Source organism: Microbacterium sp. C23T (assembly GCF_053345975.1).
The window spans coordinates 57,171-77,295 of sequence record NZ_JBKFBD010000027.1 but is presented as its reverse complement, the minus strand read 5'-3'; the positions used below and the strand labels follow the sequence as shown (position 1 = coordinate 77,295).

The following is a 20,125-nucleotide window of genomic DNA, read 5'->3' as shown; positions in this document are numbered from 1 at the left end:
GCGAGAGGGAAACGCCCGGTCCCATTCCGAACCCGGAAGCTAAGCCTCTCAGCGCCGATGGTACTGCAGGGGGGACCCTGTGGGAGAGTAGGACACCGCCGGACACCCATTCACGGAATGGCCACCCATCGCAGGGTGGCCATTCCGCGTTAAGAAGCCCCACGAATCCCGTAGGAATACAGGAATCGTGGGGCTTCTGCCATGTCGGCAGCCGGCGAGTGATCAGGTGCTTCCCGCTCCTCGGCTTACTGGGTGGAACGCGCGTTGCTGCGCGCAATCGGCTGCGCCTAGATTCGCTGCCGACCCGGGCCGATCGCACGTGATGCCCCGAGGTCCCAGCACGAACGGATCAAAGGAGATCACATGAAATCGCTCATACGCTCCGGTGTCGCCCTCGTCGCCGCGGCAGCACTCGGCGCGGGATTGGTGGTCGGGGGAGCGGCCTTGAACAACGGGAAGGGCAACGGGAACGGACTGGGCGGCCAGCCCGCGACCGCCAGCCAGATCTACACGGACGAGATCAAGGACTACGGCGTCTGCCGTGGGACCGACCCCGCCTGCTACAACGAATGGGGCAACGGCTGGAAGGAAGGCGAGCAGAAGCGCATCCTCATCTGGAGCCGCACCGCCGGTCCGCGACACGCCCACCTGGGCACCGCCCTCGGCCCCGGCCTCAATCCTCCGCTGAACGCCAACAACGTCGCCCAGTCGGCCCTCATCGCGTGGGCCGCGGAGCGCGGGATCGCCGCGGACTACACCGAGGACCTCTCGCAGTTCCGGTTGAACAACTACCAGGCGGTCGTCTTCCTGAGTTCGAACCGCGACACGCTCGACGACACCGCGCAGACCTCGCTCATGCAGTACGTCCGCGGCGGCGGCGGTTTCGTCGGCATCCACAACGCGTTCGGCGCCGAGTACTCGTGGGAGTACTACGAGGGTCTGCTGGGCGGGGCCAACTTCTACAACCACGGCCCGAACCGCGACGGCACGGTCGAGACGATCAACAACAAGGACGTCTCGACGTCCTTCCTCCCGCCCACGTGGGCATTCAAGGACGAGTGGTACAACCTGACGCCGTACCCGAGCTTCGTCAACGTCCTCCTCGAGGTCGACAAGGCGACGAGCGAGGCGACCCCCGCGGGTCACGGCGAGTCCCACCCGGTCAGCTGGTGCCAGTACTACGACGGCGGCCGTGCCTGGCTGACGACGCTCGGTCACGACGCCGCAGCCTGGACCGATGCCCCGCTCGCCGGCGACGAGTTCTTCAAACAGCACGTGCTGGAAGGGCTCGAGAGCGCGATGGGCATCAAGCCGTTCTGCACGGCGTGACCGGCCGACACGGAGGTTAATGGATGCTGATCGCGGGGGCCCGGACACGTCGGATCGACGCGTCCGGGCCCCCGACGCATGCCGTCGGCGCGCACGCGTCCCACTGGGTGGAACCAGATGCCCGGTGTGAGGGCGGACGCTTGCCGCACCGCGTGGGTCGCACGGATACTGCACACATGCGATCCGCCCTCAGAGACGAGCCGGTATCGGTGCTCGATCGGATCCTCGCCATCCTCGACACCGTGCGCGAGTCGCACGGCTCCACCACGATCACCCAGCTCGCGCTGGCCACCGGCATCCCCAAGTCCACCGTGTCGCGGCTGGTCGGCGACCTCGTCAGGCAGCGCTACCTCACGCGCACCGAGGAGGGCGTGGTGATCGGGCTCCGGCTCTTCGAGCTCGGCGCGCGAGCGAGCACGCCGCGGCGCCTGAGCGTCGCCGCGCTGCCGGTGCTCGCGGAGCTCTTCAACGCGACGGGAGAGCACCTGAACGTCGCGGTCCAGGAGGGCCGCGAGATGCTGTCGGTGATCTCTGTGCGCGGGCGCCTGCGCCCCGTGCCGTCACGCGCCGGAGTCCGCGTGCCCTCGGTCACCACCGCCCTCGGCAAGGCCGTGCTGGCGTTCACCGACGACGAGGGCGTGCTCGGCAGCGTCTTCACCGGCCTCGACTCGAGCCGGCGCAACACCTTCGAGAAGGAGCTCGTGTCGGTGCGGACGGCGTCGGTCGCGATCGATCTCTGCGAGACCTTTCCGGGGGTGGTCGGCGTCGCCAGCCCCGTGCTCTCGCCGGACCGCGTCCCTGTGGCGGCGATCTCCGTCGCAGGCCCCGTCACCGACATGGATCCGCATCGGATGGCTCCGCTGGTGCGACACGCGGCGCTCGCGCTCACGCACCGGCTCGCGCTGCAGGTGGCCTGAGGGATGCGCGCCGAACGCGGCGACGATGCTCTCGGCGTGATCGACCGCATGACGTGCATCCTCGAGGCGTTCGACCAGGACGACAGAGGCCTGGGCATCTCCGAGCTCGCCGTGCGCGCGGGGCTGCCCAAGTCGACGGTGTCGCGGCTGGTGGCGACGCTCGTCCGCCAGCGGTACCTCGAGCGCGACGGCAGGCTCATCCACCTCGGGCTGCGGCTGTTCGAGTTGGGACAACTGGCCGAGCAGCCCCGCGAGCTCAGGATCGCGGCCTTGCCCGTCATGACCGACCTGCGCAACAGGACCGGTGAGGACGTGCACCTCGCCATCCGCGACGCGCGCGCCATGGTCTGCATCGCGATGGTGCGCGGACGAGGAGGCGCGATGCCGGCCGTGCGCACCGGGACGCGGGTCCCGATCCACGCCACCGCGTTGGGCAAGGCGGCACTGGCGCACGCGGCACCGGCCGAGGTCGACGAGGTGGTCTCGGAGGAGCTCGAGGCGTTGACGACCGAGACGGTGACCGATCCGGTGCTGCTCGAGCGCGAGCTCGCCGACATCCGGCGGGGCGGCACCGCTGTCGAGGATCGTGAGCTCGATCCCGACGTGCGCGGGATCGCGGCCGCGGTGCTCGTTCCCGGGAGCGGCCTCGCGGGCGCCATCTCGGTCTCGGGGCGTGCCGGAGACTTCGACGCGAGCAGGTACGCCGCTGACGTGCGCGCAGCGGCGAAGACGGTCGCGCAGCGGCTCGCCTCGTTCGGGCCCGTCCGCGGCTGACCCGTCTCAGACAGGCGGTCGTGCGCCCGGGCGATCGGTCATGGTGGCGACGATCATGTCGCCGATGAGGCGCCGGTGCGAGTCCTGCAGATGAGGATCCAGCATGTCGCGGTCGAAGATCGCGGCGAACGTGTGGCGGTTGGCGACGTGGAAGCAGGCGTAGGCGCTGATGACCATGTGGACATCCACCGCATCGACGTCGTCGCGGAACGCCCCTGCGCGGACACCTCGCTCGATGACCTCTTCGAGCAGTGTGATCGCGGTCGCGTTCTCGCGGAGGATGGTCTCGGACTGCTTCAGATGCTCGGCCCGGTGGATGTTCTCGATGCTCACCAGTTGGATGAACGCCTGGTGCGTCGTGTGGTGGTCGTACGTCGCCTCGGCGATCCTGCGGAGCGCCTCATCGGGGGCGAGCTCGCCGATCTGGATCCCTCGCTCGACCTGGCGGATCTGCGCGTACACGCGCTCCAGCACGGCGAGGTACAAGCTCTCCTTCGAGGCGAAGTAGTAGTAGATCATCCGCTTGGTCGTGCGGGTGCGGGCGGCGATCTCATCGACGCGCGCTCCTGCGTAGCCGTTGGCGGCGAACTCGGCGGTGGCGACCCGGAGGATGTCCTCTTTGGTGCGCAGCGCCCTGGCCGTGGACGCGTCCTCGCGCACGTCGCTCGATTCCCTCATCGCTCGCCCTCTCCCCGGCCTGACTGCTCCTCGGCGCTGATGAGCATGCGGAAGTGGCGCTGCATCCGCTCACGATCGGGCTTCCTGCCCGTGATGATGTGGAGACTGGCGCATGCCTGCCCGACGGCCATCAGGCCGCCGTGCAGCACTGGATGGCCGCGGTGCGCCGCGTGCCGGAGGATTTCGGTCTCGAGTGGTCGGTAGACCACGTCCGAGACCCACGCACCCGGGCGGAGCAGCTCGAGATCGAACGCGACCCCGGGGTGGTGAGCCATTCCCAGCGGAGTGGCATTGACGACACCCGTGGCGGCCGCGACGGCCCGGGGAAGATCGTGCGGCGCGACCGTCGAGACGACCTGCGCCGGGAAGAGCGCTGCCATTCGGCCCGCGAGGTCATCCGCCTTCTCCGGGTCGACGTCGGCCAGCAGAAGCTGCCGGGCGCCGTGAGAGAGGAGCGCATAGGCGGTCGCCGCACCGGCGCCTCCGCACCCGAACTGGACGACGTCGTCGAACGTTGCTCCCGGCAGGCCGGCGATGAGCCCGTCGCGGTAGCCCAGCCAGTCGGTGTTGTGGCCCACCAGGCGCCCGTCGGTGTAGACCACGAGATTCACGGCGCGGAGGTTCGCAGCATCCGTATCCAAGTCGTCTACGAGGTCGAGGACGAGCTGCTTGCACGGGTGCGTGATGTTCATCGCGGCGAACCCGGCCTCACGCGCCTCGGCGAGGATCGCGCCGACGTCCGTGGCGGGCCGGCCGAGCTCGATCAGGTCCAAGATGCGGTACTCGTAGTCGAGCCCCATCGCCCGGGCCTCCGCCTCATGCATGGGGGGCGTCAGCGACTCCTGAATCCCCTCGCCGATTAGGCCGACCACGTAGCGGTTCGCCGGGATGTCCGGGGGAATCGACGTGCGCATGACACCTCCTCGTGCGACCGGAACCGGCCGGCACCCGTGATTGCTGTTGCACCATTGCCTCGATCCGTACTAACTAGTACGTTCGAACACAACGGATGATCGACGACGATTCAACCTGTTGGGAGGGGGAGCTCGATGCCGAGTCTCGCCGAATGGAACACGACTCCCGCCACACCGGCGCGGCCCGTCTCCGTGCTCGATCGCATCATCGCGATCCTCGACGCGGTCAAGGAGTCGGGTGGATCGATCACGATCACCGATCTCGCGATCCGGACCGCGATGCCGAAGTCCACCGTGTCGCGCCTGGTCGCGGAACTCGTGTCGCAGCGCTACCTCTCGCGAACCGAGGACGGCGTCTCGCTGGGGCTGCGCCTGTTCGAGCTGGGAGCCCGCGCGAGCCTGCCGCGCCGCCTCGTCGCCGCGGCGGCGCCCGTGCTCCGGAACCTCCGCGACGTCACCGGCGAGCGCGTGGGCCTGTGGGTGCAGCAGGGAACCGACATGGTCTCCATCGCCGCCGTCGCCGGACGGCTGCCGATGCTCCCGACCCGTGCCGGCATGCGATCCCCGGCGCTCACGACGGCCAGCGGCAAGGCGTACCTCGCCTTCTGCGCGGACCCCGCGGTCGTCAGCCGGGTCAGCGCGCCGCTGCCGGAAGACGACGCCGACAGCTTCCGGCGGGAGCTCGCGGACGTGCGCGCCGCCGTGATGGCGACCGACATGGAGGCCTCGTATCCGGGCATCCTCGCCGTCGCCACGCCGGTGCTGTCCAGTGATCGTGTGGTGCTCGGGGCGATCTCGATCGCTGGGCCGAGCGGTGCGATGGACCCTGATCGGGTCGCGCCGCTGGTGCGCGCCGCCGGGAGCACGGTGACCCGTCGCCTGGCCGCGGCGTGAGCTGATGCGCACCGCGAGCTGATGCGCACCGCGAGCTGGAACGAGTCCGTCAGCGTCCTCGATCGTGTGACGGCGGTGTTCGACGCCTTCGGCGAGCAGGACGAGGGACTCGGTGTCTCCGAGCTGGCGCGGCGCGCGAACCTGCCGAAGTCCACGGTGTCGAGGATCGCCGCCGACCTCGTGGCGCAGCGGTTCCTCGATCGCGACGGCGATCTGCTGTACCTGGGCATCCGGCTCTTCGAGCTCGGTCAGACGGTCGAGCAGCCTCGCACCCTGCGGCGGCTCGCCCTGCCGGTCATGTCCGAGCTGCGCGACATCACGGGTCAGACCGTCCACCTGGCGGTTCTCGAAGGGGCCGACGTCGTGTTCGTCGCCATCGTGCGCGGTCAGCCCACGGCGAGTCCCCTCGCCAGGATCGGCGGCCGTCTTCCCGCGCACTCGACGGCCCTCGGCAAGGCCATCCTGGCGTTCTCCCCATCCTCGGAGGTCAACAGGATCACGTCCGGTGAGCTGGAGAAGCGGACGCCTCACACGATCTCCGACTCGGCGCTGCTGATGCGCGAGCTGGTCGGCATCCGGCGACTCGGCGCCGCGACCGAGAACGAGGAGTGCGCGGTCGGCCGGGCATGCGCCGCGAGCCCGATCCTCGACCACGGCGGCGTGCCGGTCGCCGCGATCTCCGTGGCAGGTTCGATCGCGGACCTCGACCCCGACCGCGTGGCACCCGCGGTGCGTGCCGCGGCGATGACGCTCAGCCGCCGGCTGTCCTCCGACCGCGTGGCGTGACGACGAACGACGAGGGGTGGGTGCGCTCGCGCACCCACCCCTCGTCGTCGCTGTGTCGGGTCAGCCCGCCATCTCGCGGATGGCCTGGTACGCCTCGAGGTTCTCACCGGTGTAGTGGTCCTCGAAGTACGCCTCGGCCTTGCTGATGAAGGCATCCATGTCGATGTCCTCGGTCTCGATCACCGTGAACGCGTCGTCGGATCGGTACTCGTCGAGGATCTCCTCGGTCGCCTCCTCGACGCACGTGCGGTTCTCGGGGCGGATCTCGTGGATGGTCTCCTCGAGCAGCGCCGCCTGCTCGTCGCTCATCTTGTCGTACGTCTTGTCGCTGACCAGGAGCCAGTGGATGCCGACGTTGTGGTTGTTCAGCACCGCGGTGTTGAGCACCTCGTCGTAGCTGGACGAGTGCGTCGCGACGATCGGGTTCTCCTGGCCGACCGCGATGCCCTGCTGCAGGGCGGAGTAGACCTCCTCGACGGCGACCGACACCGGGTTCGTCACGCCCAGCGCCGCGGCGTTGGCGAGGAACTGCGGCGAGTTCGGGAATCGCATCGGGACGCCCTCGAGGTCGTCGGGGCTGGTGACCTCGACGTCCTTGGTGGTGAACGTGCGGTTGCCGAAGAACCAGCCGTCGACGATGTTGACGCCGGTGGCTTCGTGGAACGAGGTGAACAGGTCCTCCGAGCCTTCGTCGATCCACGTGAACGCGTGGTCGACGTCGTCGAAGGCGTAGGCGGCGTCGACGACGCCGATGGGCTCGAACGTCGAGCTGAGCGCGGACGCGCCCTGCAGGTCGATGTCGATGTCGCCGGCCTGGACGAGCGGGAACCGGTCGGCATCCGGGCCGAGCTGGCTCGCGGGGTAGAGCTCGACGGTGAAGCCGATGTCGGCGCCCTCGAGCCGGTCCTTCAGCAATTCGACGCCGCAGTAGTAGTTCGGCGTCTCCTCGTTCTGGCTGGTCGCGACGGTCAGCGTGACGGGTTCGTTCGCTGCCGCGCTCTCGGTGTTCGCGCTCTCGGGGGTGCCTCCACCGGCGCAGCCGGCGGCGACGAGAGCGGTTGCTGCGAGCGCCGACGCGGCAAGAAGGCCGCGGCGAGTCGAGCGGGCTGTGCTCATGGGACTCTCCTCTGATTTCTTCGCACGTCTTCGTGCAAGTTCTGACGTGACGTTGTGTGGCCGGAGCGCAGCATCCTCTCGACATCGCTCGCACGGTGCGGACGGGTATCGACACGGTGTCACGTTGCGGCCCGGTGGCAGTGCCGACTCTTACGGACTTCGCACGGGCGGCAAAGCGATGTCCCGGCGAGTGGAACATGCGGCCTCGACCCCTGCCGGATCGCCCGCGCCGCTGAATGGAACGACCCGCGCGAGCGGGAACATCGTCGCATACGCTCGGGCCGGACGATCGGCGAGACCGAGCTCCGAGGAGGCTCCCGTGACCGCATCCGACCGCCCGCCGGTGCGCATCGGCGTCATCGGTGCGGGCTTCATGGGGCGCCAGCACATCGACTTCATCGACGCCGCGCCCGGCGCCGAACTGGTGGCGATCGCCGACCCCGCCGCTCCCATCGCCACCGACGTCGGGCACCCGGTCTTCGCCTCCGCCGCCGAGATGCTCGCCGACGCGCGCCCGGACGCGGTCGTCATCGCCAACCCGAACGCGCTGCACGTCGACACGGCCGTCGAATGCCTCGAGGCGGGTGTCGCGGTGCTCCTCGAGAAGCCCGTCGCGGTCGACTACGCCCAGTCCCTGCGGCTCGTCGATGCGGTGGAGCGCCTCGGCGGGCGTCTCCTCGTCGGTCACCACCGGCGGCATCATCCCGCGGTGGCGCGTGCGCGGGCGGCGATCCGCGACGGCGAGCTCGGCGCGGTCGTCGCGGTGAGCGGGATGTGGTCGGCGCGCAAGGAGGACCGGTACTTCACCGATCTGCCCTGGCACAGCGCGCCCGGCGCGGGCGTCACCCTGATCAACGTCGTGCACGATCTCGACCTCCTCCGCCATCTGTGCGGCGAGGTGGCCGAGATCCAGGCGATGTACAGCTCTCACGCCCGCGGCCTGGCGGTCGAGGACACCGTCTCCCTCACCCTCCGCTTCGAGAGCGGCGTGATCGGGAGCTTCCTGGCGTCGGACGCCGGGGTGTCGCCGTGGGGCTGGGACCAGGCGACGGAGGAGACCCCCGCGTTCCCGTTCCTCCCCGACGGAGTCGCGTACCGGATCGTCGGCTCGCGGGCCGCGCTGTCCGTGCCGAACCTCGCGAGGTACTCCTACGATCCCTCGATCCCGGCGGACTGGCACTCGCCGCTGTCGCGCACGTACCTCCCGCTCGTGCCCCGCGGATCGTTCCCCGCGCAGCTCGACCACTTCCTCGACGTCGCACGGGGCACGGCACAGCCGCTCGTGTCGGCCGAGGACGCATCGCGGACCCTCGCGCTGGTGGAGGCCGCCGGCCTCGCCGCCCGCTCCGGGCGCACGGTGGACGTCGCCCGGTTCCGAGCCGACGCGCGAGCACAGGGGGAGCCTTGACCCGTCCCGCCGAGCTGGGGAGCACGCGATGAGCGCTGCGTCGCACCGATTCGATGCCGTCGTCGCCGGCGGAGGCCTCGCGGGCCTGGCTGCCGCGCGCCGTCTCGCGACGGCCGGCCTGAGCGTCGCCCTCCTGGAGAAGCGCGATCGCCTCGGAGGCAGTTCCGCCATGAGCGGCGGGTGGTTCGCGCTGTCGGGCACGCCGGTCCAGCGGCGCGCGGGTGTCGACGATTCCGACGACGTCTTCCTCGCCGACATGATCGACACCGGCGGCGGCGACGCGGACGAGGACCTCCTGCGGGCTCTCGTCGCCCGCCAGACGCACGCGATCGAAGCGATCGACCGGGCCGATGCCTGGACCGACGAACTCAAGGTCAGCGCCGGCATGACCGTCGCCCGCGCCCACCTCATCCGCATCCGCGATCTGCTGGCGCAGCTCGAGCGCGAGGCCGTCGCCGCGGGCGCGGTGCTCCTGCGGGGCCACCCTGTCGACGGCCTGGTCACGGAACGAGGCCGGGTGTCCGGCGTCCGCTCCGCCGATGCCGTGTTCGCCGCGGACGCGGGAGTCGTGCTCACCACCGGCGGCTTCTCGCGTTCTCGTGAGCTCCTGCGGCTCTTCGTTCCGGATCAGGCCGCCGCCATGCCGTACGGCGGGGTCGGCAACACCGGCGACGGACTCCGGATGGCGTGGATGCTGGGCGCCGGACTCGCCGACATCGGCCATGTGTCCGGCACGTATGGCCAGCACGCCGACGCGAGCGACGACGAGCACGAGCTGCTGACCGCGAACTACCTCGGCGGGATCCTCGTGAATGCGCGCGGGGAGCGCTTCGCCGACGAATCGGAGTCGTACAAGGTGCTGGGGTCGGCGGTGCTCGGCCAGCCGGGACGGATCGCCTTCCAGATCTTCGACGCGCGCGTGCGGGCACAGTCGCGGCCCGGTGTTCCGCTGTCGGACATGGACCGCATCGAGGAGCTCGGCCATCTGCACAGCGCGCCGACGATCCGGGCGCTGGCGCAGGACCTCGGCCTGCCCGGTGGGGCGCTCGAGCGGACGATCGATCGCTACAACGACGCGGTGGCCGGCCGGCGAACGGACCCGTTCGGCCGCACCGGGCTCGTGAACGGGGTCGGTGCGCTGTGCCCGGTGGACGCGGGCCCCTACTACGCGTACCCCGCCGTCACCGCGATGACCTCCACGTTCGGCGGCCTCCGCGTCGCACCGGACGCCTCCGTCCGACGAGTCGACGGCAGCGCGATCGAGGGGCTCTCCGCTGCAGGGGAGGTCGTCGGCGGCTTCCACGGCGCCTCGTACATGACCGGAACCGCCCTCACGAAGGCCCTGGTGTTCGGCGTCGAGGCCGCCGACGCGATCGCCCGCGGCTGACGGCACGCGCCGGGGCGCAGCATCCATTCCACGGATCATGGATGCTGCGCCCCGGCGTGTACGGAGGCGCCGGCGCCTACTCCCCGGCGGTGAGGCGGTCTGCGGCGCGGATGGCGAGCTCGTAGCCGTACGTGCCCGCTCCGGCGATCACGACGCGCGCGACCTTCGAGACGATCGAGTGGCGGTGGTCGGCGTCGCGTGCGTGGATGTTGGTGATGTGCACTTCGACGACGGGCGTCGACAGCATGTGCAGCGCGTCCAGCAGCGGCATCGATCCGAAGCTGAAGCCCGCGGGATTGATGACCACCGCCGCGCCCTGGCGGAAGGCGTCGTGCACCCACTCCACCAGCTCGTGCTCGGCGTTGGACTGCGCGAAGAACAGCTCGAAGCCGAGCTCGCCCGCGACCCGCTCGCAGTCCGCCCGCACGTCGTCGAGCGTCGCGTATCCGTAGAGCTCGGGCTCGCGGACACCCAGCATGTTGAGATTCGAACCGTTGAGCACGAAGAGCTTCCTCGTCACGGATGCCTCCTTTCAGGCGGTTCCCATGTCTCCGATGTCCCCGCGACCTGCGCCGCGGGGACATCGGATCCGGGGGGCTAGAGCAGGCCGAGGAGCGTCGGCAGGAACGTGACGATGACCGGGAAGATCGTCAGGAGCAGCAGGACGGTCCCGAGCGGGATGAGGAACGGCAGGATCCCGCGGAAGAGCTCTCCCATGGGTCTGCGCGTGATCGATCCGACCACGAACAGGACCGCGCCGACCGGTGGCGTCAGCGACCCGATCATCAGGTTGAGGATCATGATGACGCCGAGCTGGACCGGGTCGATGCCGAACTGCGCGACGATCGGCATGAGGATCGGGACGAGCACGAGGATCACCGGCGGCGCCTCGAGCGGGATTCCCAGCAGGATCAGCAGCACGTTGAGCATGAGCAGGAAGATCAGCGGGTTGTCGGTGAGGCCGGTCAGCCATTCGCCCAGCGCGCGCGAGACCTGCTCCCGTGCGAGCACCTGGCCCATGAGGTTGGACGCGCCGAGGATCAGGAGGATCCCGCCCGCGATGACGACCGTCTCCTTGGCCGACTTCCAGAACACCTTCCAGGTGAGCGTGCGGTAGATCGCGCCCAGGATGAGCATGTACACCGCCGCGATGCCCGCGCTCTCCGTCGCCGTGAACAGCCCGCTGAAGATGCCGCCGAGGATGATCACGGGCAGCATCGCCGGCCCGATGACGCGCACGGCGGCCTTGCCGAACATGCCGCCGTCGAAGCGGCGGCTGGAGGCGACGTCCGGGTGCCGGCGCACCCAGAAGAAGATGTACGCGGCGAGGCCGATCGCCATGAGCATGGCGGGGATGATCGAGCCCGCGAACAGCGCACCGGTCGAGATCGAGGCGGTCGCCGCGAAGAGGACCGCCGGGATGCTCGGCGGCATGACGGTGCTCATGAGCGACCCCGACGCCGTGAGGCCGGCCGAGAAGCCGTAGGGGTAGCCGGCCTTCAGCATCTGGGGGATCTGCACCTTGCTCGTCGATGCGGCGTCGGCGAGGGCGGAGCCGCTGATCCACGAGAAGCCGATGGCCGTCCCCAGGTTGACGTAGGCCAGGTTGCCGGGAAGACGCGGCAGCAGCGCGCGCGCCAGGTCGTACAGACGCGTGGCGATCCCGAGGTTGTTCGCGATCGTGCCGACGAAGATGAAGAGCGGGACGGCCAGCAGCGGGAAGCTGTTGATGCCGTTGACGATCGACGAGATCGCGTAGCCGGCCGACAGGCCGTGGCTGTAGAAGTACAGCATGCTCGAGGCGATCATCGCGAAGGCGACGGGCACCCGCAGCAGCAGGAAGACGACGAACAGCAGGATGTAGAGCCAGAGGTCCACCGGTCAGCCCTCCATCTCGCCGATGTCGAGCTTGCGCTCGGGACGGTTCGCGTAGGGGATCTTGAACGACGAGTGGATGGCGGCCGACAGGAAGCCGACGAGGGCGAAGATGTAGAGCACGCCGAGGGGCATGTGCATGGCCGCGCTCAGCCGGCCCCATTCGGTGTCGATCTTCACCCATGCCTCGTAGGCCAGCGCGAGGCTCGTGACGACCATGATGACGGCGGAGATGACGCGCAGGGCGACGAAGAGCCGGGTCCCGGCGAGCATCTCGTCGAAGATCTCGAGCACGATGTGGCCGTTGCGGCCCACGAGGTAGCCGGTGGTGATGAAGGTCAGCGCGATCATCGACAGGAGCGCGAGCTCGCCCGCGCCGACCCAGCTGATCGCGGGGAAGTACCGTCCGAGCACCTGGTACATCACGCCGAACACGATGCACGCGAACAGCGTGACCCCGATCGTGATCTCGATCGCCGAGAGCACGCGGATGAACATCGGGTCTGCCGGCACGCCCTGGTTGAGCTTGGGCGTCGTGTAGAAGGTGTTCGTCGCCGGGTAGATGGAATCCCCGGGCGCCGCGTCGCGGGCGTCGCCCGCCGCCTTCTCGGGCTCGGTGCCGGAGCCCTCGTCGGGCTCGGCGCCGGGTTCCTTGTCGGTCATGGCGTCACCGCCGCGGTGTCAGGGTGCATTGCCAACCTCTCTGTCGATGCCGGGGAGCGTGCGCACGCGCATCGCTGCCCCTGCGACTCTGGCCGCCGCGATGGCGCGTGCAAAGCCGAGTTTCGTCGAATGGGACACCGGCTCCCTACACGACGATCCGCCCCCGTCGCGAACGACGGAGGCGGATCGATCGGTGGCGGGAACGACTACTTCGTGACGGTCACGGTGGCCGTGGAGGACAGCTGCTCCTGGACCCCTGCGGCGTTCAGGACGTTCGCCCGCACGGTGAGACTCACCTCCCCGGCCGGCACGTTGTTGTCCACGGCCGCGGCGTCGAACTGGAGGATGATCCGGTTCTTGTTCGCGGTGACCTTGGACGCCTCGACCGGCGTCGATGACAGCGGCGTCACGAGCACCGCACCGCTGTCATAGGTGTAGCCGGCCGGAAGCTCGAAGTGCGCGGAGACCTTGCCGTTCACTCCGGTGAACAGCCCCGTCCCCGACCCGAGGTTCAGCGTGCTCGGCGTGAACTTCAGCGCGCCGGGTTGATCCTGGGGCGTGAGGTACACCTCGATCTTGCCGGTGGGCCGCGGATCCGTGCAGTCGTTGAAGAAGTACTCACCCGCGCGATCGAACGTGTGCTGGTATGTCTCCCCCGGCTGCAGCCTGACGTTGAACTCGCCCTCGAAGAACTGCGTCGCGCAGTGCGGCTTCGCGTTGGGGAAGTTCGGGAACGTCTCGGCCCCCGGATTGCGGAAGGTCACCGTGGTGCCGACCGGCACGCGCAGATGCGTCGGCTGCATGCCGTTCGTCGCCACGCTGTCGCGTGCCGCCGCGGTGTCGGCGGTGCGGCTGGTGCGCGCGAGGAGGACGGTGTTGCCGACCGTCGAGCCCTCGACGGCTGCTCCGCCCACCGGGCGGCGGATCGTCAGGGGCGCGGTGTCCGGCCCCTCCTGGCTCCCGGAGTCCGTCGTGTACGTGCCGCCGAGCTTGAAGGCCCAGAGCGAGTCGCCCTGCGTCACCGAGCCGCCGTACGGGTTCGTCGAACCCGCGGCGAACACGGCCACGTACTGCTCGCCGTCCACCTCGTAGGTGACCGGCGCCGCCGCGATGCCCGAGCCGGTCTGGAAGTCCCACAGCACGTCGCCGCTGATGGCGTCCATCGCCAGCACCCTGCCGTCGATCTGGCCGACGAACAGCAGATCGGATGCCGTGGTCAGCGGTCCCTGGCCGTGCGACATGTCCGTTCCGAGGTGGTTGGTCCACGCCACCTTCCCGGTGGACGCGTCGTAGGCCAGGATGCCGCCCGTCTGGTACTGCCCGATGGCGCGCAGGCCGTTGGCGGAGGCGCCGTTGTAGTGCGCGACGGGGTTGGTCCCGTACGGGTAGTAGACGAGGTTGGTGCTCTGGCTGTACGAGTGGTTCGACCAGTCTGCGCCGCCGTTCTGGCTGGTGGTCGACAGGATCGGCGCGTCCCACTGCGGGTCGTACATGCAGCCGAGGCGATGGCCGGCCGGGTACCCCTCCGGGTACGTGAGGAACGGCTCGTCGACCGCGACATAGCTGTCGGGGTTGAAGACGAGGTTGCCCTCTGCGTCCGGCTGGTAGCCGTTGTAGTTCGGCACCGCACGCCACGGGTCGCCCGGGATGTTCGCAGCGTCGAGCTTCTCCCACACGACGCAGTCCGGCAGGAGCCGGGTCTCGGGGAACGGCTGCGTCGGCGAGTGCGCCTGGCGCGAGTCCGTGATCATGGCCTTCTCGGTCACCGGGAGGACCGGCTCGCCGTTGGTGCGATCCAGCACGAACTGGTGACCGGACTTGCTGCCGTAGAAGACGACCTTCCGCTCCTCGCCGGCGACGCGGATGTCGGCCAGGGTCGGCGGGTGGACGTTGTCCATGTCCCACACGTCATGGTGGATCGACTGGTAGTGCCACTTGTACGCACCCGTGGACGCGTCCACGGCGACCATCGTGCTCGAGAACAGGTTGTCGCCCGGGCGCTGCGAGCCGTCCTGCGACGAGGTGCAGCTGCGCGCGTTGCCGAACGTCATGTAGTACATGTTCAGCTCGGGGTCGACGGCGCCCTGCATCCAGGACGTGGCACCGCCCTCCTCGGAGCAGTCCGTTCCGTCCGGGAGTACCGGACCCCAGGTCTCCGAGGCGTCGAACGTGACGCCGTCGACGCCCGTGAACTGCTCGCCACGCTGCGGGCCTCCGAAGAAGTGCCACAGATACGACCCGTCGCTCGCATCGAGCGCCACGACCGCGCCCCGATCGCCGTCCGCCGCGTGCGCGTACACGATTCCGTCGTAGTACACGGTCGCGACCTTGCCGACACGCCCGAGGTCCTCGCCGCCGGGTCCGGTGGGCTGCACCGCCCAGACCTCGGCGCCCGTGGCCTGGTCGAGCGCGACGACGCGGTTGCCGCCGGCGAGCGTGAGGATCTTGCCGTCGCCGGCGGACACGCCGCGGCGGGTGCCCGACAGCCCGTAGACGCGGTTCTCCCACTTCCAGATGGCGTCTCCGGTCACACCGTCGACCGCGATCACGCCACCGCTGGGCGTGTCGAGGTAGATCACGCCGCCGACCACGATCGGCGTCGTCTGCTGCCCGGTGTTGCCCGAGGCCGGTGCCACCGCCGACACGTGCGTGCGCCACGTCGGCGCGAGGTCCTTGAGGTTCTGCTTCGTGATCTGGGTGAGGCCCGAGTAGTGCTGATTGCCGAGATTGCCTCCCACGGTCGGCATGTCGGCTCCGGTCGGTTCGAGGCCTGTCAGCCCCGCGGGCGGGACCGGTTCTGCCGGCCTCAGCTGCCCGTACGCGGGTGAGGCCGCGATGGCGAGCACTATCGCCAGCGCGCCGATTCCCGCGGCTCCCCACCTTGTGGTCAGTCGTTTGCGCATCCCTTGCTCCTTGATCGTCTTCGATCTGACGCCGGGTGGGACTGCGCCCGCCCGGCGCCACTCTGGGGAATGCCGTCCGGTCCTCTCGATCTGGGGATCGGCCGCACCGGCCGGCGCTCGGGACGCTAACCGCGAGGGCGGGATGCGGCAACCGCGCGACCCATCGAGTGGTACAACTCCTCCCTGAAGAGGCCCGAAACGGTGGGCTGACCGCGCGCTTTCTGCCCAGTGGGACACCCTTTGTCGGCCGCGTCGGCGTCTGAATAGCATTCGGCGGTCGGCATCAGATGCCCATGGACGGAGTTGTCATGGCTGCTTCAACAAGCAAGTCCCTCTCGCTCGAGCAGGAGCAGGAGCTCGACGAGGTGTTCGCCCGCGCGAAGGCCGCGCTGGCGATCATCGAGACCTACGATCAGGCCACTGTCGATCGTCTGATCCAGGCCGTCGCCTGGGCGGTCGCGAACCGGACCTCGTTCCACCGGCTGGTGGGGATGGGGATCGAGGAGTCGGGACTCGGCGACTTCGAGAGCCGCATGAACAAGCGGATGAAGATCCGCGGCGTGCTCCGCGACGCCCTGCGCAGCCCGTCCGTCGGTGTCATCGAGGAGGACCCCGAGAGGGGACTCGTCAAGTACGGCAAGCCGGTCGGCGTGATCGGCTGCGTGGTCCCGACGACCAACCCCGACCTGACGCCCGCCGGCAACGCGATCTACGCCATCAAGGCGCGCGACGTCGTGGTGTTCTCCCCCCATCCACGGTCGAGGCGCACGACCTTCGAGACCGTCCGGCTCATGCGCGAAGCGCTGGAGGCGGAGGGTGCTCCGGCCGACATCCTGCAGTGCATCACGCTGCCCAGCCTCGCCGCATCCCAGGAGATCATGCGCCGCGCCGACCTCGTCATCGCAACCGGTGGCCAGGGGCTGGTGCGAGCGGCGTACAGCTCCGGCACGCCGGCGTACGGCGTCGGGGCCGGCAACGCGACGGAGTTCGTCGACGAGACCGCGGACCTGCAGGAGACGGCTCGCAACTGCATGCTCTCGAAGACCTCCGACTTCGGCTCGGGCTGCTCGGCGGACGGGAACGTCCTCGTCCCCGCGTCGAGGTACCACGACATGCTCGCGGCTCTGCAGGCCGAGGGCGGGTACCTCGCCACAACGGACCAGCGAGCGGCTCTGGGGACGGTGATGTGGGACGAAGAGGGGCATCGGCTCCCCGACACCGTCGCGATCTCGCCGCAGGAGCTCGCGCGAGCCGCCGGGTTCGAGATCCCCGCGGAGAGCCGGTTCATCCTCGTGGAGGGAGACGGGATCGCCGAAGAGAGGCAGTTCTGCAAGGAGAAGCTCACCACGCTCATGGCGGTGCACGCCTACGAGGGCGGCTTCGAGGACGGCGTCGAGGAGGCCCGGCGGCTCTACGAGATCGGCGGGAAGGGCCACTCCTGCGGCATCGCCTCGACCGACGACGCGCACATCGACTACTTCGCGCGGCACATGCCGGTGTCGCGGATCATGGTGCGCCAGCCGAACTCGAAGGCCAACGCCGGCGCGTTCACGAACGGCATGCCAATGACCTCGTCGATGGGCTGCGGCACGTGGGGAGGCAACATCACCTCCGAGAACGTCTCGCTGCGTCACTACCTGAACACGACGTGGGTCTCTCGCACCATCCCCGAGGACCGCCCGTCAGACGAGGAGCTGTTCGGCGACTTCTACGATGCCGCGCTCGAGTCGCCGCACGCGGCGGGGGTCGCGTCATGACCTCGCCCGCTCGCGAGCCGGGACAGGGCTCGGAGGAGGTGCTCGACGACGCGCGGCGGTGGTGGCAGACCGACATCATCGACATCCGTCCTGGAGAGATCGCGCTGCGCGGGTACCCGATCCAGGAGCTCATCGGCGGCGTCGGCTTCGTCGACACCATCTGGCTCATGCTGCGCGGGGAACTGCCCTCGCCGGCCGAGACGGCGTTGCTCGAGTCGGCGCTGGTCGCGTCGGTCGACCACGGCCCGCAGGCGCCCTCGATCGCGATCGCCCGCATGGCGACGACCTGCGGTGCCCCCGTGAACGGCGCGATGGCCTCTGCCATCAACGTGCTGGACGACATCCACGGCGGGCCGGGCCAGCAGTGCATGGAGCTGTACCTCGAGATCGATGCCGAGACCGAGGCTGCGGGCGGGGTCGATCAGGCCGTGCGGGCCGTGCTGCGTCGCCACCGCGATGCGGGGATGACGTATGTTCCGGGCTTCGGCCATCGATTCCATCCGCTGGACCCGCGCACGCCGCGGCTGCTGTCGCTGGTCGACGCGGCGGCAGCGGACGGTGTGGTCGCCGGCCGGTTCGCCGCGATCGGGCGCGCAGTCGAGGACGCGATCAGCGACGGCAGGCCGCGGCGGATCCCCATGAACGTGGACGGTGTCACGGCTGTCATCTACTGCGAGCTCGGCTTCACCCCCGAACTCGGGCGCGGCGTCTTCATCCTCTCCCGGTCGGTCGGGATCCTCGCCCACGCCGTCGAGCAGATGACCCAGGGCGGACGCATCAAGGGGCCGGTGCCCCCATCGATCGGATACACGTACACGGGACCGGCGCGCCGATCGGTCCCCGTCAACGGCGACGCAAGAAGGAGAACGTCATGAAGGACCTGGTCTCGAACCAGATCGTCAGGTACCTGGAGGCCCGTGATGTCGAGCATGTCTTCGGGCTGTGCGGTCACACGAACATCGCCCTGCTCGCGGCGCTCGAGAAGAGCGACCGCATCTCCTTCGTGAACGTCCGGCACGAGCAGATCGCCGCGCACGCCGCGGACGGCTACGCGCGGGTGACCAAGCGTGCGGGTGTGGTGCTGACCCATCTCGGCCCCGGTCTGACGAACGCGGCGACCGGGGTCGCGAACGCTGCCCTCGATTCCATCCCCCTCGTGGTCATCGCCGGCGATGTGCCCACCCATTACTTCGGGAAGCACCCCCACCAGGAGATCAACCTCCACGCCGACGCCGCGCAGTACGAGATCTACCGGCCGTTCGTGAAGCGCGCGTGGCGCGTCGACCAGCCCCACCTGATCGCGGAGGTGCTCGACAAGGCCTTCACCCTGGCCGAGAGCGGGCGCCCGGGTCCCGTGCTCGTGGACGTGCCCATGGACGTCTTCTCGGCGGAGGTCGACATCGCGTCGTTCGACAAGGTGGTCGGCAGCACCCGCGCGCTCGCGAAGCCCAGCCTCGATGAGGCCGCAGCCGAGCGGATCGTGCGCAACCTGCTCGATGCCGAGCGGCCCGTGCTGTACGTGGGCGGCGGGATCATCGCGGCGGATGCCTCGGCCGAGCTCGCCGAGTTCGCTGAGCTGCTCTCGCTCCCGATCGCGCACAGCCTGATGGGCAAGGGGGCGGTGCCGGACGACAACCCTCTCGTCCTCGGCATGACGGGATTCTGGGGGACGGCGTTCACCAATGAGACGACCCGCACGGCCGACTGGATCCTCGCGCTCGGGACGCGGTTCGCGGAGGCAGACTCGAGCTCGTGGTACGCGGAGTACACCTTCGACATCCCTGCCACCAGGCTCATGCAGATCGACATCGATCCCGCCGAGCTGGGGCGCAACTATCCGCTCGAGGTCGGCGCGCTCGCAGACCTCAAGTCGGCGCTCGCCGTGCTGGTCCGGGTCGCACGCCGGCTCGCGCCGACCGGGGTGGGACGGGATGGACTTCGCGCGAAGATCGCCGAGAGCAGGTCTGCGGTGAAGCGCGAGAACGCCCCGGCTCAGGCTTCCGATGCCTGGCCCATGCGACCGGAGCGCATCCTCTCCGAGACGCGCGACGTCCTGCCGGACGACGCGATCATCACGACCGACGTCGGCTGGAACAAGAACGGCGTGGGGCAGCAGTTCGACATCCTCACGCCGGGTACGTTCCTCACGCCGGGCGGCTTCGCCACGATGGGCTTCGGGGCCCCGGCAGCGGTCGGAGCGAAGATCGCCAGCCCGGACCGCGTCGTCGTCTCCCTGGTGGGGGACGGCGGATTCGGTCAGAATCCGGCCGTGCTCACCACCGCCCGCGAGGAGAACGTCGCCGTGGTGTGGGTGGTGATGAACAACAACGCCTTCGGCACGATCGCGGGCCTCGAGAAGGCCGCCTTCGACACCACCTACGGGACGGTGTTCGGCAGCGCCGAGGACCCGATGTACACCGACTTCGCGGCGATCGCGCGGGCGTACGGGATCACCGGCATCAAGGTGGAGTCCGCGGCGGAGTTCCGCCCGGCGCTCGAACGCGCGATCGCCCTCGGCGGACCCGTCGTGATCGACGTGTCGATGGTCAACGTGCCGACGCCGACCACCGGTCACTGGAACATCCTGGACATCTATTCGCCGGACAAGGCGGTCGAGCACGTCGCGACGCACTGAGGCCATGCCGTCGTGCCGTGCGCCGCCGTCGCAGCGGGTGGGCCGTCCTCCGGAGCGCGGATGCTATGAATGAGTGCGCAACGGCAGGA

The 20,125-nt window shown here is 69.5% G+C and carries 17 protein-coding genes and 1 rRNA gene; 11 read left to right on the top strand and 7 right to left on the bottom strand.

Translation table 11 applies throughout. The features are described 5' to 3' along the window. The 4 genes from rrf to ACLBXX_RS15420 form a co-directional block, all read left to right on the top strand. Positions 1-104, top strand: a 5S ribosomal RNA gene (gene rrf / locus ACLBXX_RS15435); the annotation flags it as partial. 259 nt (positions 105-363) lie between these two features. Continuing rightward, entirely contained in the window at positions 364-1,329 is a 966-nt protein-coding gene (locus ACLBXX_RS15430; RefSeq protein WP_447658749.1) for a ThuA domain-containing protein, read from the top strand. Between the two features lie 176 nt (positions 1,330-1,505). After that, entirely contained in the window at positions 1,506-2,246 is a 741-nt protein-coding gene (locus tag ACLBXX_RS15425) for an IclR family transcriptional regulator (protein ID WP_387148077.1), read from the top strand. A 36-nt stretch (positions 2,247-2,282) separates the two neighbouring features. Next, positions 2,283-3,020, top strand: a complete 738-nt coding sequence (locus ACLBXX_RS15420; RefSeq protein WP_447658748.1) for an IclR family transcriptional regulator — start codon at positions 2,283-2,285, stop codon at positions 3,018-3,020. Between the two features lie 6 nt (positions 3,021-3,026). Here ACLBXX_RS15420 and ACLBXX_RS15415 read toward each other — a convergent pair whose 3' ends face one another. Both ACLBXX_RS15415 and ACLBXX_RS15410 read right to left on the bottom strand, forming a co-directional pair. Further along, entirely contained in the window at positions 3,027-3,698 is a 672-nt protein-coding gene (locus ACLBXX_RS15415) for a TetR family transcriptional regulator (protein ID WP_447658747.1), read from the bottom strand. Next, positions 3,695-4,612, bottom strand: a complete 918-nt coding sequence (locus tag ACLBXX_RS15410; protein ID WP_447658746.1) for a shikimate dehydrogenase — start codon at positions 4,610-4,612, stop codon at positions 3,695-3,697. The genes ACLBXX_RS15415 and ACLBXX_RS15410 overlap by 4 nt, the downstream gene beginning before the upstream one ends. Before the next feature lie 135 nt (positions 4,613-4,747). Between ACLBXX_RS15410 and ACLBXX_RS15405 the strand changes: the two genes are divergently transcribed. After that, on the top strand, positions 4,748-5,506 hold the full coding sequence (locus ACLBXX_RS15405; protein WP_447658745.1) for an IclR family transcriptional regulator: 759 nt from the start codon (positions 4,748-4,750) through the stop codon (positions 5,504-5,506). 21 nt (positions 5,507-5,527) lie between these two features. Next, a complete protein-coding gene (locus ACLBXX_RS15400) occupies positions 5,528-6,292 on the top strand; it encodes an IclR family transcriptional regulator (RefSeq protein WP_447658744.1) in 765 nt (254 codons plus the stop codon). A gap of 60 nt (positions 6,293-6,352) precedes the next feature. Here the strand turns inward: ACLBXX_RS15400 and dctP are convergent, their stop codons facing one another. Continuing rightward, a complete protein-coding gene (dctP, locus tag ACLBXX_RS15395; protein WP_387148097.1) occupies positions 6,353-7,408 on the bottom strand; it encodes a TRAP transporter substrate-binding protein DctP in 1,056 nt (351 codons plus the stop codon). A 319-nt stretch (positions 7,409-7,727) separates the two neighbouring features. Between dctP and ACLBXX_RS15390 the strand changes: the two genes are divergently transcribed. Next, positions 7,728-8,816 carry a Gfo/Idh/MocA family protein gene (locus ACLBXX_RS15390; RefSeq protein ID WP_447658743.1) on the top strand — a complete coding sequence of 363 codons (1,089 nt, stop codon included), beginning with the start codon at positions 7,728-7,730 and terminating at the stop codon, positions 8,814-8,816. Between the two features lie 28 nt (positions 8,817-8,844). Further along, positions 8,845-10,203 carry an FAD-dependent oxidoreductase gene (locus ACLBXX_RS15385; protein ID WP_447658742.1) on the top strand — a complete coding sequence of 453 codons (1,359 nt, stop codon included), beginning with the start codon at positions 8,845-8,847 and terminating at the stop codon, positions 10,201-10,203. A gap of 76 nt (positions 10,204-10,279) precedes the next feature. On the opposite strand, the gene ACLBXX_RS15380 is transcribed toward ACLBXX_RS15385, so the two are convergent. From ACLBXX_RS15380 to ACLBXX_RS15365, 4 genes are all read right to left on the bottom strand, one after another. Then, on the bottom strand, positions 10,280-10,723 hold the full coding sequence (locus ACLBXX_RS15380) for a type II 3-dehydroquinate dehydratase (protein WP_447658741.1): 444 nt from the start codon (positions 10,721-10,723) through the stop codon (positions 10,280-10,282). A gap of 77 nt (positions 10,724-10,800) precedes the next feature. Then, positions 10,801-12,081: a TRAP transporter large permease gene (locus tag ACLBXX_RS15375; protein WP_375871793.1), complete on the bottom strand. Its 1,281-nt coding sequence runs from the start codon at positions 12,079-12,081 to the stop codon at positions 10,801-10,803. A 3-nt stretch (positions 12,082-12,084) separates the two neighbouring features. Continuing rightward, a complete protein-coding gene (locus tag ACLBXX_RS15370) occupies positions 12,085-12,741 on the bottom strand; it encodes a TRAP transporter small permease (protein ID WP_375871792.1) in 657 nt (218 codons plus the stop codon). 206 nt (positions 12,742-12,947) lie between these two features. Next, on the bottom strand, positions 12,948-15,644 hold the full coding sequence (locus ACLBXX_RS15365; RefSeq protein ID WP_447658740.1) for an outer membrane protein assembly factor BamB family protein: 2,697 nt from the start codon (positions 15,642-15,644) through the stop codon (positions 12,948-12,950). 308 nt (positions 15,645-15,952) lie between these two features. Between ACLBXX_RS15365 and ACLBXX_RS15360 the strand changes: the two genes are divergently transcribed. From ACLBXX_RS15360 to ACLBXX_RS15350, 3 genes are read left to right on the top strand one after another with little or no spacing between them, the layout of a single operon-like run. Continuing rightward, the gene (locus ACLBXX_RS15360; protein ID WP_447658739.1) at positions 15,953-17,401 is read left to right on the top strand and encodes an aldehyde dehydrogenase family protein; all 1,449 of its coding nucleotides are present in this window, start codon (positions 15,953-15,955) and stop codon (positions 17,399-17,401) included. After that, positions 17,398-18,276 (top strand): citryl-CoA lyase, encoded by an 879-nt coding sequence (locus tag ACLBXX_RS15355; protein WP_447658738.1) that lies wholly within the window; start codon positions 17,398-17,400, stop codon positions 18,274-18,276. The genes ACLBXX_RS15360 and ACLBXX_RS15355 overlap by 4 nt, the downstream gene beginning before the upstream one ends. Next, positions 18,273-20,036, top strand: coding sequence for a thiamine pyrophosphate-binding protein (locus tag ACLBXX_RS15350; protein WP_447658737.1), 1,764 nt, complete (start codon positions 18,273-18,275; stop codon positions 20,034-20,036). The genes ACLBXX_RS15355 and ACLBXX_RS15350 overlap by 4 nt, the downstream gene beginning before the upstream one ends. Positions 20,037-20,125: the final 89 nt, after the last annotated feature.

Coding starts and splice junctions, on each gene's coding strand:
- ACLBXX_RS15385 (WP_447658742.1), top strand. CDS start 8,845: ATGAGCGCTGCGTCGCACCGATTCGATGCCGTCGTCGCCGGCGGAGGC.
- ACLBXX_RS15350 (WP_447658737.1), top strand. CDS start 18,273: ATGAAGGACCTGGTCTCGAACCAGATCGTCAGGTACCTGGAGGCCCGT.
- ACLBXX_RS15370 (WP_375871792.1), bottom strand. CDS start 12,741: ATGACCGACAAGGAACCCGGCGCCGAGCCCGACGAGGGCTCCGGCACC.
- ACLBXX_RS15355 (WP_447658738.1), top strand. CDS start 17,398: ATGACCTCGCCCGCTCGCGAGCCGGGACAGGGCTCGGAGGAGGTGCTC.
- ACLBXX_RS15365 (WP_447658740.1), bottom strand. CDS start 15,644: ATGCGCAAACGACTGACCACAAGGTGGGGAGCCGCGGGAATCGGCGCG.
- ACLBXX_RS15430 (WP_447658749.1), top strand. CDS start 364: ATGAAATCGCTCATACGCTCCGGTGTCGCCCTCGTCGCCGCGGCAGCA.
- ACLBXX_RS15360 (WP_447658739.1), top strand. CDS start 15,953: ATGGCTGCTTCAACAAGCAAGTCCCTCTCGCTCGAGCAGGAGCAGGAG.
- dctP (WP_387148097.1), bottom strand. CDS start 7,408: ATGAGCACAGCCCGCTCGACTCGCCGCGGCCTTCTTGCCGCGTCGGCG.
- ACLBXX_RS15410 (WP_447658746.1), bottom strand. CDS start 4,612: ATGCGCACGTCGATTCCCCCGGACATCCCGGCGAACCGCTACGTGGTC.
- ACLBXX_RS15405 (WP_447658745.1), top strand. CDS start 4,748: ATGCCGAGTCTCGCCGAATGGAACACGACTCCCGCCACACCGGCGCGG.
- ACLBXX_RS15400 (WP_447658744.1), top strand. CDS start 5,528: ATGCGCACCGCGAGCTGGAACGAGTCCGTCAGCGTCCTCGATCGTGTG.
- ACLBXX_RS15415 (WP_447658747.1), bottom strand. CDS start 3,698: ATGAGGGAATCGAGCGACGTGCGCGAGGACGCGTCCACGGCCAGGGCG.
- ACLBXX_RS15425 (WP_387148077.1), top strand. CDS start 1,506: ATGCGATCCGCCCTCAGAGACGAGCCGGTATCGGTGCTCGATCGGATC.